Source organism: Nitrosospira briensis C-128 (assembly GCF_000619905.2).
GTDB lineage: Bacteria > Pseudomonadota > Gammaproteobacteria > Burkholderiales > Nitrosomonadaceae > Nitrosospira > Nitrosospira briensis.
This window is the reverse complement of sequence record NZ_CP012371.1, coordinates 37,488-52,907: the sequence shown is the minus strand read 5'-3', so window position 1 is coordinate 52,907 and position 15,420 is coordinate 37,488. Positions and strand designations below refer to the sequence as shown.

The following is a 15,420-nucleotide window of genomic DNA, read 5'->3' as shown; positions in this document are numbered from 1 at the left end:
GGAGAGAAAGATGCCTAAACTGACGGACTACGTCAAAATGGCAGCGGATGAGTATGTGCGGGAAGCAGGAAGCACCGAACTCGATGCGCACTGGATTGCGGAATTCTTTCAGGACTGCGGTGTGCAGGACGCTTATCCCCGGCAGGACCTCGTCGTTTTTGCGGAACTGGTGCAAAAAGAGTTGACGAAAGAAGACGAGCGAGCGGCCAAAAAAGCAGATTTCCAACTGGACAAAATGATTCGCGGCGTCAAGCTTCCTCGAAATCCATAAACTCTTCCATTGGCAAGCGCTTCCGCTGGGTACGCTGAATCGCCGGAATTTGAAATCGTGCGCGTCGATCCATACGTGCGGGCACGGCCAGATGCTCATCCGGAACCGACCATGAGCAGGGTGCAATTGAGCCGGGAATGACGCCGGAAAAGCACATTGGGCCGCCTTGCCAGCAATCTGAGCTGAACGCAGTACCAAGATTATGGTGGCGGGGGCGGGGGATTTCCAGGCGGCGGAGGCGGCGGCATTGTAGTGTTCGATAAAGGTTGGGACGGCGCCTCCACAGGTTGGTTACGCGTGTTATCCATGACTTGGCCGGATACCGGTACGCGATGACCTTTACCATACATACATTGGGTATAACCCGCGTCGTATCGCTGCTGGCCGATATTGCCTGAATCACGCGCAGCGCCGGTTCCCACCAGTCCGCCTAGCAAGAGACCACTACCGGCGCCAAACGCAGCACCGGTTGCCCCGCCGAAAGCTCCGCCTGCCGCAGCACCAATACCTGTACCGAGTGCGGCAGTTCCCAAGCCGCTGAGTATCGACGCGCGATTTGGCGTTTCTCCCCCCATTTGCGCATTGGCGTACTGCTTGCAGTAGACATCGTCTTCTCGAAACTGATCGAATGTTTTGCCTGCGGCAGGCAATACCATGACGCTGGGGCCGCTGGGAATGCTTGCGCACGACACCAGGAAAAAAGGCGCAAGCAGCGCCACCAGTAATGGAGCCCCATGATGAATTCTTGTCATGGTGAATTATCGTCTCAATTCTGGCTGGAAGGTTGCGGTGCTACCTGCAACCAGCCATCAGGGCACTTTTTAACATACGGGTAATAGCCTTCCGGATTTCTGCAATAGTGCCAGTAATTGATTTGTGGCGGCGGCACAGCTTGTTGAGGCTGCGGCTGCTGTTGTTGAATATACACCGGCGGAGCCGTTGGCACAGCCACTACCGGGGGATAGGCATAGTACGGCGCTCCAAAACCATAACCACCATAGCCGCCGTAGCCACCATAGCCACCCCAACCGCGATAACCACCATAATAACCGCCATAACCACCATAATAACCCAGACCATAACCCAGGCCCAATCCTAGCCCATATGCACCAAAGGCATAGCCTGGATAAAAACCTCCCCCATAAAAATGGCGCCCGCCATGATGGTGGCCACCGACATGATGGCTCCCGCCGTGGTGACCTCCGCCGTGGTGACCGCCACTTGCCCATGCGGAGCCGGAAATCGGCCCGAGGGAAAGCAGGGCGAGGCATATTAATTTAATTTTCACATAAGCTCCAGTTCTGTATCAGCGCGCCATCGTCAAGCCCAGCCTGACGTACGGCTCATATTGTTGAACACATCAATATCATATATCTGCTTAGAACATCAATCAGTCGCCGCGTTCCACCTGCCCGGATGAACCGGGTTGACAGTATCCGTTACATCGCGTTGAATGAGCGTAGGCTATGAATGTTGATACCACCTGGACCGCGGAATCGGGATTTTGATGGGAAACTTGCATAGAGCAATTATCCTGGATCCGGCAGCTGGACGAGGTGGAGCGGGTTCACCAAAAAGGTGAAGCTCACGGGTACGAGAAATCCTTTTCGGCTATAACGCTTAGTTGGCAAATGAGTTGACAATTGAGTGGCCAGCTGCCGGCTTCCGGATTATGAACTCCATAGCAAACCGTTTGTCATTGCTGATGCAGGTGATAGTGCAAAGCTTGCCCAGCTTTATGGCGATGCGTGGGTAATAGACGCAGTCGAGCTATTCGCCCTACCCCGGCTACAATCCAGCAAAAGCGGATGGCAATGAACCCATGTCGCGCGTATGGGATGAGGCGGTAGGGGAATACAATAGCAGATCGATGGTGAACCAGTATGTGCCGCGAGGGGCTCCTGTGCGATTTCGAAGGAAAGGGTTCGCTCGAGTTTTCGCAATTTCTTCCCGGCAAGCACTTGCCGATAATTTTCCGGCATTCGGTTAACGCGTGATGTCAACCGATAGTCCGGCTGGAGACGTCGACGAATGGAACGAGTGATCAGGCTGTTGAAGAACATGGCCGTAAGTGCCGTCTGTATCGGGTTGGCGGCAGGCTGCTCGACCACCCAAAGAACAACCCAGTCGCCAAGAACCGCTATCGAACAACTCCTTATCAGTGAAGCAGTACTGCGGAGCCTGCCTGCCGAATCTCAAGATATGCTTTCTATTCCTTCGGGCGCGGGTGTGATATTGAACACGGCCGGAATAAGCCCGGACCAGGCTCTTCTGCAGAAAATACTGGTGGGGTGGCTGGGAAAACAGGGGTTTTCTGTTCAGAAAGACGAGAAGAACGCAACGTACAGGATTAATGTAATCGTTAATGCGATGGGAACGGAATTCGGTAGCGATTTTTTCGGTATGCCGCCTGCCTCCAGCCAGTTTATTCCGATTTCCCTCCCGGAACTGGCTATATACAAAGCACAATTTCAGACCGGATATGTGAAGTTCTACCTGGACATCTTCAAGTTGCCGTCAGAGCAATTTGTCCAGTCCACGCCCGTGTTCCTGGCCGAGACCTATTACAACAATCATACGCTTCTGCTTTTTATATCGTTTACCCGCACCGATCTCGCCTCTCCCCCGCAAATGAGTATTTTTCGCAAAGCGGTCAATACGGGAGATACGCCGACGGAAGACGTGTGGCGAGCGGTTATTCCATGAAAATCCCGGCGTAAATCTCAATCAGCCGCGTCCAGCGCCTGGGCTATATCCTCGATGATGTCCTCGATATGCTCGATGCCCACGGAAATTCTGACCAGACCTTCCGAAACCCCAGCTTCCTTCAACTCGTCCGGATTCAACTGCCGATGTGTGGTGGATGCGGGATGGCAAGCAAGCGACTTCGCGTCGCCGATATTGACCAGGCGCAAAATCATCTTCAGCGCGTCGATAAACTGCGCACCGGCGGCAGCACCACCCCTGATTCCGAAGCTCAGCAGACCCGAGGACTTTCCCTTGCTTAACCGGTTACACAGGTCATGATACCGGCTGCTTGGCAGTGCGGCATAATTGACCCACTCCACTTTTGGATGCTGCTCCAGAAATTGCGCGACCTTCAATGCATTTTCACAGTGCCGGTCCATTCTCAGGCCCAGCGTTTCCAGTCCTTGCAGCAGCAGAAAAGCGCTGTGCGGCGATAGCGCCGCGCCGGTATTGCGTAGCGGCACAACCCGGCAGCGGCCGATATACGCTGCGTTTTCGAAAGCCTCGGTATATACGACCCCATGATAGGATGGGTCGGGCTCATTCAGGAGCCTGAATCGGTCCTTGTGCTTCACCCAGTCGAACTTCCCCGAATCGACTATCGCCCCGCCTACTGTCGTGCCATGGCCGCCGATGTATTTCGTGAGCGAGTGTACGACGATATCGCCGCCAAACTTGAAAGGCTGGCAGAGGTAAGGCGTGGAAACGGTGCTGTCCACGATGAGCGGCAAGCCGTGCTTATGCGCGATATCCGCCAATTTTTCAATATCGACGACATTACCGGCGGGATTCCCGATCGATTCGCAAAAAATCGCCTTGGTGTTGTCATCTATCTGTTTCTCCACAGCACCGTAGTCATCATGCGAGACCATGCGCACCTCTATGCCTTGCCGCGGAAACGTGTGGGCAAACAGGTTGTAAGTGCCGCCATAGAGCTGGGTTGTGCTGATGATATTGTCGCCGACGCTCGTAATGCACTGGATGGCATAAGTGATCGCTGCCATGCCCGAAGCCACGGCTAGCGCGCCGACCCCACCCTCCATCTCCGCGATGCGTTTTTCCAGCACGGCGGTGGTGGGATTCATGATGCGCGTATAAATATTCCCCGCCACCTTCAGGTCGAACAGGTCGGCACCGTGCTGCGTATTGTCGAAGGTGTAGGAAGTTGTCTGATATATGGGAACCGCCGCCGCTTTCGTCGTCGCTTCGGATTCATACCCATAGTGCAATGCCAGCGATTCTAGTTTCATATTGGTCCCCTTGTTTTATCTGGATAATCGACACACTGCCATATGGCTTCAGCGACTTGACTGCGAGTCCGGGATTCTATCAAATCTGTCGGATGTCATCATCCTGCGAGAAGGGAAACCGGAAGAGACACGGCACCCGGCACCCCGACTCCATCCAGTAGGTCGGTGATGGCGTTCTTCACCTAGCTTTTTTTGGACTCTCCATTCTGGTGCGCTGCAATAACGGCAGCGCCAGCCTCGGCCCCTGCCTCGGCTTCCGAAGGATACGTTGGAGAAGATCTGGGCAATTGCGCCACCACCTGTCTTTTCTGTGGGTTGGCAAATTGGATGTCCCGTTCCCGGAAGCGCTGCAGGATGAGCCGGTTAAAGCCACGCTGCACCGGCCATCGGCCTCTATCCAGCGTGCGTATCTGCCCAAGAATGGTAATCATTGAGCCATCGACCTGATCCACCCCCCAGATCTCCACATCCGCGAGGATCAGATCCCTGAATCGTGGATCGGCCCGCATCTCTTCGCCCACGCTTGTGATCGCCTCAAGAACCCTGTCTACGTCCGAGTCGGCCGTTACGCTGACTCTGACGGAGGCGTTGCCAATGCCGCGATTGACATTGGTCACGGTTGTAACGGAACTGAACGGCACGACATGCAACGCACCATCGGAAGCACGTAGACGCACGGTACGTATCGACAGGTGCTCGACCGATCCCGATACGTCTGCCACGGTGATGAAGTCGCCAACCTGAATGGCATTTTCCATCAGGAGGAAGAGGCCGGTAATGAAATCCTGCACCAGCTTCTGGGAGCCGAAACCCAACGCGACGCCGATAATGCTGGCGCCCGCCAACAGCGGCCCAATAGTAATACCCAGCTCGTTCAGTGCTGCGAGCAGCACAATCAGCCCTATGATAAAGAACACGGTGGCGCGCAACATGGGCACCAAAGTACGAAGCCGTGCGGCCCGCGCGGCATCTCCAATCTTTATCCACCGGTCGATGCGCCGGGACATCGCCTTATTGAGTGCTTCCCATGCCATGAACGCCAACATGCAGGTAACCGCGATCGTGGCGACGGCGGAAGCAAGACGTCGCCCTACCGACCCGCTTTCAAACCAGGAAAGGGTATTCACGCCCCAGACTTGCAGCAACGCAATAAATGCGACAATGCCGATCAACGTGGAGACCGCTCGATACACCAGCAGGTGATAAGTATTTTTTGCGGCGGACTCGGGCGCTATCTCTCCCGAGTCGCTTGACTGACCCAACTGGGCTCGTTTGCTTTCGATATTTTCGATGAATGCGCGGTCAATCGCGCCCAAGACGAAAATCGACACCAGACTCGCGCAGACGATTACCGCTGCCGACCATGCAAAAACCTGAAGCACGTGCTGAAAACCATTCTCCGCCCCCGCCGACCACAGCAACCACATGGCAACGATAACGAATGTCGCGACAAACGACCAGCTATCCGCCAGCATCCCGCGAATCCCGAACAAGTCCTGGCTATCTGAAGCGGCACCACGGATAGCCGCTGCAGTCGCTTTTCGACTGCGAAAGACCATGATCAGCAACATCACATGAACAACCAGGCCGACCAATCGGGAAAGCGCAAGATGCGTATCGGAGGTCGCGCCCGTTTGAAGAGCGATATCGGCGATGGCGGTACCAAATACGGCCACCACGATAATCCACCGCAACCAGCGATTCAGGAAATCCGCCGCGCCATCGCTGATGTGCATCAGCCGCAGGCCCTGCCCGAGCGGCGACGCCATGAGATGAACCACGCTCAACGCGATTCGCGTGGCGGCGTACGCGCCGACTATCAAGATGGTGGCGCTGTAAAACGGAGTGGACCGGCCACCGAACGCATTCAGCAATACGATGGAGACAGCCACAAAAGCGATCAATGGAAGCAATTCCAGTACCCAGTGTGCAACGGCAAACGGCAGCCGGCGCAGAAGGCTCCAGTGACGCTCAGCGGCCGGCACCCTTCGCATGGGTTCAACAGAGTGTTCACTCGGGAAAGCCAGACCGGGGACGGCTTCCGCCTTCACCTTCGATTGTGCAGCGACCTGGCGAGCAGCCGCGCGGTCCTCGACCAGCCTGCGAGGCCGACGGAGCGCAAACGCCAGCAGCCAATACGCGAGAAGCGCTCCAGCCAGCGTGAGGGCTGTCTCCGACAGCGCGTCGAGCACCACCGCCCGGCGCTCCGGTACACCCAGGTTATACTCCCACCAGTCGCCCACTGTCCTTATCTGAAACAGCATGCGGGCGGTGGATCGCAGCTGGCCGACAACCGCATCCACGCGTTTTGCCAACAGGTCAAACACCTGAGCAATCAGACCACCCTCCGCCAGTTCTATAGGCAGCGCTTTTTTTTCCGCTGCCGATTCGGCAGGCGCTACGGGCGTAGCAGTTGCAGCGGACGCGTCTGCATCGACCGGCGCTCCGCCCGTGGCTTGAGCTATTGCACTCAGGGTTTCCTCGAGCTCTGCTCGTTTCCTTTCATCCTGCAGAATGGAAAGCGTGTGCCTGGCTTGCGCTGGAGTGAGTTGTGCCGGGGCAATTTGTGCTGGTGCGGGCGTGGATTCACGAACCTGTTCATCCGCGAAGGCCGCGTTGAAAAGCGTGCCAGCCAATGATAAAACGAGCACCATCATCAAAGTGGCAGATGAATTCATTTGGAAGGACATGGGCAGAGATACCGTGTACAGACGAGGAAAGATTCTTGTGCCGCAGTTGGCCCGGCAGCTCTGCAAAGCAGAGCGTCGAGGACGCACGTGGGTACGCGCTGCAAAATGGAGACGCGCACCTTTTTCTTGCCGTCCCGGTTTATTGCAGAAGTGAAGTTACATCGTTTTTATCCGTTCGAGAATTATTCCATTCTTGATATGCAGTGGGCACCCCGCACGCCGGCTGCCACGTATTCGCAAGTTCGTTACATTGACTGGGTTATATTGATCGAGGCGGTTCGATTTCCCTTTCAAAGTGGCGGTGCGCGGCAATCGCTTCAATAAATTGCGGCAGGATATCGTCAAGGTTGCCCTCCGGAAAATAAAGAATTCCAGGATCGAGCTCGCCAGACGGAAGCTTCAATTTTACACCCGCGCTTTTAATCATATTCCTGGCATTTCCCAGTACCAGGATGGGCTTGCAATGGCGATACTGATCCTTGATGAATTGAATCGCATCCGCTGAATGCGCCAGAACCCCGCTATCTTCGCGAAAACCGGGCACTACGAGGGCATCAAAAAGAACGGATGGCATTGTTTCAAAGGTGGCGTCGACTTCGATCGCGTTACTATCGCCGGCCTGTACGGTGCCAAGACGGGCACCCACAAAACGCGGCACGGCTTGCTCGCCCAGGAGTCCGGCATATAGTGCCGTTACAGATTTCCCATCTACCCCATCCGCGACCAGAATTGCGATTCTGCGGGTGTGGATGCCACCCTCGCCCGGCCGGGCAAAAAGCGAAAGCGCAGGCGACGACACCACCTCCGGCACAGCTGGATTTTCCGTTGCCCTCGGTTGAGCAGGCGGAACACGCATGCCAAGCCCCTCGGCAACACTTTCCGCCAGATCCGCCGCAACATTGACGAGCAGGGAAACCATGCGTTCGCGTATCGCGGGTGTCTGCACGCGCGTCAGCTCGAAACGAAATGCATTGATGATATGGGCTTTTTCAATGGGAGCCTGGCTGTTCCAGAATAATGTCGCCTGGGTATAGTGGTCGGCGAACCGCTCCGGCTTCCCCCGCACTTTATCCCCCGTCACCGGTTCGCGAAATGATGTGAAACCGGCTGCACCGGCCTGGAATGGACACCCTCCTCCCAGCGAATTCGGCTCATAGGCAACACGACCTCGATTGATAGCCTGACGATGCATTCCATCCCGCTGGTTGTTATGCGCTTGGGCCACCGGCGAATTGATGGGTATTTCATGAAAGTTGGGTCCGCCCAGGCGCGATATCTGAGTATCGACGTAAGAGTGAATGCGGCCTGCCAGCAGCGGGTCGCTACTGAAGTCCAGCCCAGGCACAATATGCGCTGCGCAGAACGCAACCTGCTCTGTTTCCGCAAAGAAATTATCCGGGTTCCGGTTGAGTGTCATTTTGCCAACGGGCATAACCGGCACGAGCTCTTCCGGGACGATTTTCGTCGCGTCCAGCACATCGAAGCTGAATTCCTCGGCTTGCGCTTCAGTGAAAATTTGCATGCCAAGCTCATATTCCGGGTAGGCTCCGCACTCGATTGCTTCCCATAGGTCGCGGCGGTGGAAGTCGGGATCGGCGCCGGAGATTTTAACCGCCTCGTCCCATTCAAGCGAGTGAGTCCCGGCGAGTGGTTGCCAATGAAACTTCACAAAATTCGATTCGCCATCGGCTGCCACCAGTCGGAAAGTATGAACGCCAAAACCTTGCATCATGCGAAAGCTGCGCGGTATGCCGCGATCCGACATCGCCCACATCAGCATGTGCATCGATTCCGGCATAAGTGAAACGAAGTCCCAGAAAGTATCGTGCGCGGTTGAAGCTTGCGGCATGGCAAAATGCGGTTCAGGCTTGGCCGCGTGCACGAGGTCCGGAAATTTCATCGCGTCCTGAATAAAAAATACGGGAATATTGTTTCCCACCAGATCCCAATTTCCTTCGTCCGTGTAGAATTTTACGGCGAAGCCCCGTGCATCTCGCACGGTATCGGCCGACCCGCGTTCCCCAAATACCGTTGAAAAGCGCACGAACACGGGCGTTTTCTTTCCGGCGGCCGAGAACAGGGAGGCGCGGGTATACTTCTCCAGCGACTCATAGCATTCAAAGTATCCGTGTGCGCCCGAGCCCCGCGCATGTACGATGCGCTCCGGTATACGCTCGTGATCGAAATGCGTGATCTTCTCCCGGAGAATAAAATCTTCCAGCAGAGCAGGACCGCGATAGCCGGCTTTCAAGGAATTTTGATTGTCGCCGACAGGCACACCTTGGTTGGTCGTCAGCAGCCGGCCGCTCGAATCGGCCCGCACCCGGTCAAGCGGTTCATTGCCGGCGTTGAAGCCGAGCTGCGGATCGCCACTGCCTGTTTTATCGGAGCTGTTAATTTCAGTGAGTGTGCTTCCCGTCGTAGCGGGATCGGCAGGCTCTAACGTCTGGCCTTTTCCCGGAACGCCGGAAACGTCTCCGTATTCGAGCGCCTTGTTGGTATTGTAAGGCATCGCCGCAGCCAGTTCCTGCGTCGCGGCAAGCTTGGCAGTGAAATCATTCGCTGGCGTGCCATCCGGATGGGCGGGACCGCCGACGGTAGATCGATTGTCTGTTTTACCGGGTGCTTTCATATGATCTGCTCCTGAACGTAATCGGGGGGTTTTTGAGCCACAGAGACTATAGTGGTCCCCCTTACGCCGCAGTTTCCGTGCGACATCATACATAGGAGAAGCAATTTTTCCGTACGATTACAAGGCGCATGCAGCAGTGGGCTGAAAATCAACATACGGGCTGCCAGCTAGTTGGCAGCCCGATGAATAAAGAAAGAAAAATCATTAATGGTGAAACCGGCTGCGTCGTCCTGGAAGAGGCACCCTCCTTCCGGCACTTGAATCCTCATGGGTCTCTCGCTCAATATAGGTAATCGCTTGTCAGCCCATCAACATACAAATTGCCAAATTGCCGGATTCTTTTCCGATGAGCTCGGTCAGCATCTCTGGTGGCACCAAAACCGCGTTTCCTGGGCCCCATATAAAAAATGACCAAAAGTTGCCGCTTGATCATGCCGCCATACACAACATTTGGCTATAGGTATTGATTATTCCGTAAGCTTCCCCATTTAAGGGACAAGCAAAAAGTAGAACTTTCTGGCAGGATTTTAGCTGGAGGTTCAAATGAAGAAATCGCAATTTACGGAAAGCCAGATTGTTGGGATATTGAAGGAAGCCGATAGCGGCGTAGCGGTCAACGAGATCTGGCGCAAGCATGGGATCAGTTCAGCGACTTACTATAAGTGGAAAGCCAGGTATGGTGGCCTCGATGTTTCCGAGTTGGTGCGGGTAAAAGAGCTGGAAGCGGAGAACAGCCAGCTCAAACGTATGTATGCCAACCTTGCGCTGGAGAATGAAGCGATCAAGGTGGTATTAAAAAAGCTGTAGCGCCGCCTGAACGCCGGGATATGGTTTTGCGTTTGGCGAAGGATCAGAGATTGTCCATCACCGATCCTGCCAACTGGTGAACCTGTCACGGGCGGCGTATTACCAGGAAGAGAACAAGCTTGCGGTGCGTGATATGCCGGTGATTGACGCGCTCAATGCGGTCGTAGCCAAACATAGCCGTTGGGGATTCTGGAAGTGTCACAACCGGCTGCGGTTAGAAGGTCATCCGTGGAATCACAAGCGAGTCTGGCGGATTTATTGCGAGATGAAACTGAATCTTCCGCGTCGCGCCAAGAGGCGTTTGATCAGGCCGGCACAGCCTTTGGACGCGCCGCTGTGGCCCAATGAGATCTGGTCCTTGGACTTCATGAGCAACAGCCTCTATCAAGGACGGCGATTTCGCACCTTGAATATTCTGGATGAAGGCGTGCGGGAGGCGTTAGCTATCGAAATAGATACGAGCCTGCCCGCGCAACGGGTTGTGCGGGCTTTGCAACAGTTGGAAGCCTGGCGTGGATTGCCTAAAGCAATACGACTCGACAATGGCCCGGAACTCACTTCACAGCATCTGGCCGACTGGTGCAAAAGCAAGGGTATCGAACTGCGCTTTATCCAGCCGGGCAAGCCGAATCAAAACGCATTCATTGAGCGCTTCAACCGATCATACCGGACCGAGGTACTCAATAGCTGGTTGTTTGCATCGCTTGAGGAAGTACGGGAAATCACGCATCAATGGCTTCAAAGCTATAACGAGGAACGTCCCCATGACGCACTGGGAAACCTGCCCCCAGCTGTGTTCCGCGAGCAGCTGCTCGCGGGAAAAATTCTACTTTTGAATTGTCTACTTGACGGGGAGCTTACGATTCAAATATCTTGAGATATTTGGCAGCGAAAATACCGATAGATGCCAATATTATTAATAATGCGCGCATGACGGGTTGCTCGAACATGGGTTCAAAAGCACCTTTGTTGTTGTTATTTATTCTATTAATAACTGCATCTACTTCCGTTTTGCAAAATAAATTCTTTTTAAGCAGTTTCTCGGCGCTCTTAATGACGGAAAGCCTGAGATCGCCCGCCTCCTTTCGAAGCATAAAACCCGCAAAGAAGAGTAATGATATGCTTGCAGCAAAAGTGATGCCTTTGCTAAGAGGGAACTCCTGATTATCAAAATATGTGATTTTGGCAAACAACAACAACATAATGCAAAGCATTGGATAGTAAATAAGCTTGTCGACTACCAGCGTTCTTTCTGCGACCAAGTCAACAATTTCTTCCAGTGAGTTAAGATAACTTGTAGTACTTGTAGTACTTATAGTACTTGTAGTACTTGTAGTACTTGTAGTACTTGTAGTACTTGTAGTACTGGGAGGACTGGTAATACTTATACTACTTGTAGTATCTATAGTACGTGTAGTACTTGTATTATTTTTTATGCCATTAAAGTACTGAAAATCCGCAACTGTTAGAGTAGTTTCATCAGTGAGTAGGGGATGGTGTGTACGCAGCTTTTTAATCCAGAAATAGCTCAGCCTTACAGCATCCAGTATAAAAAAGAGCAAAATCATGACCACAACAAAACTGATTACCCCTATCCAGGAAACCCAATCACAAGTATCGCCCCGGCATGGCGATGGCCAGGGTGGCAGTAAGTAAATAAGGATGGTTTCAATGATTGCAAAGAATAACCATATTGCGACAACACGACTTGCGCGATGTTGAAATTGACCGTACTCACAATATTGCTGCCACAGGTCATATAATCTAAAGACATTATGGGTATCTTTTTCTGCCCACTGTTTGATAAATCGAAAATTTTCTTCATAAAGATTAAATATCAGTATATAGAAGAATGCGAATAGCCCAAGGAACGTTAAGCAAGCGTAGAACTGAACATGTGATGGAGATACATCATTAATTGCATAGACGAAACTAGATACCATAAAAATGATGCAAACCCCAATAGCTAACCCACTGCGGCATAGGACTGGGCACCTGGCGAAGAATGTTATTATAGAATTGATGCAAACCCACCAACGAACTAACCCGCCATCGTCATTTGAATCTTTAAAGTATTGTCCATTAAAGTATTGTCTATCTATGATCTTAAAATTGTCTTCAAGAATGAGTTTTGCATAGAAGATAAATGCGCATGCCAGCAAGGTTGCAATAATTTGTATGAATATGGTTGGCCAAAGGCTGACGCCATCTTTAAAGCTGAGTGGCTCTCCGAGGCCGTTTATAGCAGCAAACCAGGCAATGAAAAATATTATGATCGAACCAAACGACAGCCAGCTAACTAAATAACAGGAATTGGGAAGTACTTGCGAAAGAAAAAGGATAAGAACCAATGTAATCCAACCCAGCAGCTTTAGCTGCTGGGTGGCTTGATCCTGAGTATGAATAGAACTTTCTTCATTTTTTTCCTGTACCAGGTGGACAGGACCGTGTCGGCCGATTTCAAAAATTTGGGATGCAGGTGGTTTGACGTCGCGTTTGAAAATCTTGATAGTGTGATAAAAAATGGCGGTCTGTTGGCTATCCCGAAAGTCCGGAAAATGTTCCTGATATTCATTATCAAGCCGAAGATTGAAGTGTGAGGCCACAACTAGGTTTCTGGTTGCGCGCCAATGTTGCGGAGAAAACATTTGCGCATCCAGATCGGTTGTAAAAACCAGAATCTCAGGCATTTCTACGCGCAAGGTTTCAAGGATTCGTAGTTTGTCGTTAAAATCACTGCCAAAAATGCCGACCGCTTTTATGCCGCTATCGCGTTTTTCTGTATCTATATCATTATGAGAGTCTTTAATTTGCTTTGCCAATCGATGCAGGTAATCCACTTGACCTGCACCAATGGGTAGCGGCGATGGATTATGTAGATCAATAACAGAACGGTGATCAGCCCGTTTGCTGGCCGCTTGATAATCTTCATTTTTATTTTGCTTATCGATTAGCTGGTTAGCGTCCACGTTTTTTAGATAGAAAACGTTTTTTATTCCACGTATTTCACAGGTGTCAGGTTTTGCATCCGTGACAGGCTGCTTGCCTTTGCCAAGAGAGTCAGGAAGCGATTCACAGAAGGTACTCGCAAGCTTGCGAACATGTTCTGAATCTTGTTCTGTAATGATCCTGACTTCAGATGATTCTTTAATATTGCGTAGTTTTACTAGCTCGTTGGTTAGTTTTTCAGTAAGTGCTTCATCGTCGGCGGTGTCAACAAGCTTGATGAGCTTGATATTTGCATTTTCATCTTTAATTCTATTATTAATATCCTTAATTAATATCCCTAATTTTTTTGATCTCGTCTTGAAGTGGTTCTGATCAAAAATATTGTTCTGATCAAAAATATAGAATTTATTTTCATTTATCCTTTTTGATAAAAACAGATCCTCTAGCACAAGAGTTAACTTATCATCACGAGTGAATATTTCACTGTTCATCCAGACAACAACAATGTGTTTATCTTTGTCTGATTCATGATGGTAAAGCTCCCACCGCACGTCATATTCTTTGTTGCTACTTTTCTTTTGAATTGAGCAAAAGCGCAAATGATCGGGCTCTGAGGGGCGATAGCCTGATTCTATTAGTCCAGCAATTACTGCGTAGCGATGCCTGGTTCGCAATTCCTTATTTTCTAGTGTATCGGGCCGTACTTTTAATAACGGTGCCAATATTTTTACGTCGTTTTTATGTTTTTTTAACTGATCTTTACATTGATCTTCAAAATTTTTTTTCAGTTTCGGATGAGGTTTTTTAAACTCGAAAGGGTCCTGCCACAACCAGCTTTCATAAGCATATTCAGTAACAGGTGGGTCTGGAGGTTGGACGTACGGATCAAGGGGATGGGAGCTCTTGATTGGGCTGTCATACCACATCAAGAGTCCAAACATAACGAGTAAAGCCACCCCGGCGAGGGCTAGGTCTGGCTCTTTTATGGGAGGCATCATCCCACTACATTCCTTGGTGACCGTCAAGTTGGGAACGGCCGGATGATCAGGCGCCGGCTTTTTGATAATTTTCTATTTCTGTAAAGGCCCCTTCAGCCGCCTTCGGTATTTCAGCTTGTAAGCCTGCACGAATCGAACGCGCGAGACAGGCGGTCTTTAATCCATGGCTTTGTAGGGATGACGGAGGACTTCACGAGATCTCTTTCACGCCACCAAGCGTAACAATATCAATATAGTCTATTTTTGCTAGTCCCGATTTGGCGCTCGGCGAGCAGCGCGAATCGGCATAGTAAGTTTCCTCCCCTGCTCCATCACCTTACCTTTGAATTGCTTGATTACCTGCGATTTGATCCAGTTCATCCATGGGCTTCCACTGTCCGCCAGTTGCTGCACCCAATGTGTTGCTTCGTACGGAAGCGAAAAGACAATAGGAGTACAGTCGCCGACAAAACCTGAACTTTGTGCACGTCCTTTCAGAGGCGTCGCATTCTTTGCGATTCAAAAAATGAAACATGATGAACCTGGGCCCGGCGATAGGGTTGATTGCCTGATAATCGGGGCGGGGCCTGCGGGACTGCCGGCTGTCGTCTATCTTGCGCGGTTTCGCCGCACGGTGACCGTAATGGTTAGCGGATTCAGCCGCGCCTCGCTCATTCCTGCCAGTCATAATTGCCCAGGTTTTCCTGAAGGGGCGGCAAGCAACTGCTACATCTGTTGCGCAAACAGGCAGAGCATTTCAATGTGCGTGTCGTGGCGGGCGAGGTTACAGCCCTGAAGCGAGCTGGAAACGCATTCGAAGCGACTACTGCCGGCAGCGTCGAGAGCAACGGAGCTTCTCCAGCTGTGCGTGCAGCGACCGTATTATTGGCGACCGGCACAGCGGATAGACTCCGTAATATCCCTGACTGGCTAACCGCGTTAAGCGCGGCCTTATTCGCCTATGCTCTATTTGCGATGCCTATAAAGCAAAGAATCAAAGGATTGCAGTACTATCCTCTTCGGTGCAAAGAGGGATGAAGCACGCATTGTTCTTGCGCAGCTATACTCCCAACCTGACCCTGATCCTCTCCGAAGC

Annotated in this window: 8 protein-coding genes and 1 pseudogene; 3 read left to right on the top strand and 6 right to left on the bottom strand. The window is 52.0% G+C overall.

From position 1 onward, the window contains the following. Positions 1 to 10: 10 nt before the first annotated feature. Positions 11 to 271 carry a hypothetical protein gene (locus F822_RS00270; protein WP_025039922.1) on the top strand — a complete coding sequence of 87 codons (261 nt, stop codon included), beginning with the start codon at positions 11 to 13 and terminating at the stop codon, positions 269 to 271. Positions 272 to 471: 200 nt separating this feature from the next. Here the strand turns inward: F822_RS00270 and F822_RS00260 are convergent, their stop codons facing one another. Then, entirely contained in the window at positions 472 to 1,023 is a 552-nt protein-coding gene (locus F822_RS00260; RefSeq protein WP_036574695.1) for a glycine zipper family protein, read from the bottom strand. Positions 1,024 to 1,037: 14 nt separating this feature from the next. Beyond that, positions 1,038 to 1,559, bottom strand: coding sequence for a hypothetical protein (locus F822_RS00255; protein WP_025039925.1), 522 nt, complete (start codon positions 1,557 to 1,559; stop codon positions 1,038 to 1,040). Positions 1,560 to 2,302: 743 nt separating this feature from the next. Here F822_RS00255 and F822_RS00250 point away from each other — a divergent pair. Then, a complete protein-coding gene (locus tag F822_RS00250; RefSeq protein ID WP_025039926.1) occupies positions 2,303 to 2,977 on the top strand; it encodes a hypothetical protein in 675 nt (224 codons plus the stop codon). Between the two features lie 17 nt (positions 2,978 to 2,994). Here the strand turns inward: F822_RS00250 and F822_RS00245 are convergent, their stop codons facing one another. The 3 genes from F822_RS00245 to F822_RS00235 all read right to left on the bottom strand — a co-directional run bounded on the left by F822_RS00245 (position 2,995) and on the right by F822_RS00235 (position 9,591). Beyond that, positions 2,995 to 4,269, bottom strand: a complete 1,275-nt coding sequence (locus F822_RS00245) for an O-acetylhomoserine aminocarboxypropyltransferase/cysteine synthase family protein (protein ID WP_025039927.1) — start codon at positions 4,267 to 4,269, stop codon at positions 2,995 to 2,997. 182 nt (positions 4,270 to 4,451) lie between these two features. Then, the gene (locus F822_RS00240; RefSeq protein WP_082204564.1) at positions 4,452 to 6,959 is read right to left on the bottom strand and encodes a mechanosensitive ion channel family protein; all 2,508 of its coding nucleotides are present in this window, start codon (positions 6,957 to 6,959) and stop codon (positions 4,452 to 4,454) included. 259 nt (positions 6,960 to 7,218) lie between these two features. After that, on the bottom strand, positions 7,219 to 9,591 hold the full coding sequence (locus tag F822_RS00235) for a catalase (RefSeq protein WP_025039929.1): 2,373 nt from the start codon (positions 9,589 to 9,591) through the stop codon (positions 7,219 to 7,221). A gap of 543 nt (positions 9,592 to 10,134) precedes the next feature. On the opposite strand from F822_RS00235, the pseudogene F822_RS00225 reads away from it, so the two are divergent. Beyond that, positions 10,135 to 11,275 (top strand): annotated as a pseudogene (locus tag F822_RS00225) (IS3 family transposase). Here F822_RS00225 and F822_RS00220 read toward each other — a convergent pair. Continuing rightward, complete coding sequence (locus tag F822_RS00220) at positions 11,256 to 14,345, bottom strand: hypothetical protein (protein ID WP_025039931.1); 3,090 nt, start codon at positions 14,343 to 14,345, stop codon at positions 11,256 to 11,258. The pseudogene F822_RS00225 and the gene F822_RS00220 sit on opposite strands and share 20 nt — an antisense overlap. Between the last annotated feature and the right edge of the window lie 1,075 nt (positions 14,346 to 15,420).

Bases quoted from the DNA above. Each gene is read 5' to 3' on its own strand.
- F822_RS00270 (WP_025039922.1), top strand. From the start codon at position 11: ATGCCTAAACTGACGGACTACGTCAAAATGGCAGCGGATGAGTATGTG.
- F822_RS00260 (WP_036574695.1), bottom strand. From the start codon at position 1,023: ATGACAAGAATTCATCATGGGGCTCCATTACTGGTGGCGCTGCTTGCG.
- F822_RS00250 (WP_025039926.1), top strand. From the start codon at position 2,303: ATGGAACGAGTGATCAGGCTGTTGAAGAACATGGCCGTAAGTGCCGTC.
- F822_RS00245 (WP_025039927.1), bottom strand. From the start codon at position 4,269: ATGAAACTAGAATCGCTGGCATTGCACTATGGGTATGAATCCGAAGCG.
- F822_RS00240 (WP_082204564.1), bottom strand. From the start codon at position 6,959: ATGTCCTTCCAAATGAATTCATCTGCCACTTTGATGATGGTGCTCGTT.
- F822_RS00235 (WP_025039929.1), bottom strand. From the start codon at position 9,591: ATGAAAGCACCCGGTAAAACAGACAATCGATCTACCGTCGGCGGTCCC.
- F822_RS00220 (WP_025039931.1), bottom strand. From the start codon at position 14,345: ATGATGCCTCCCATAAAAGAGCCAGACCTAGCCCTCGCCGGGGTGGCT.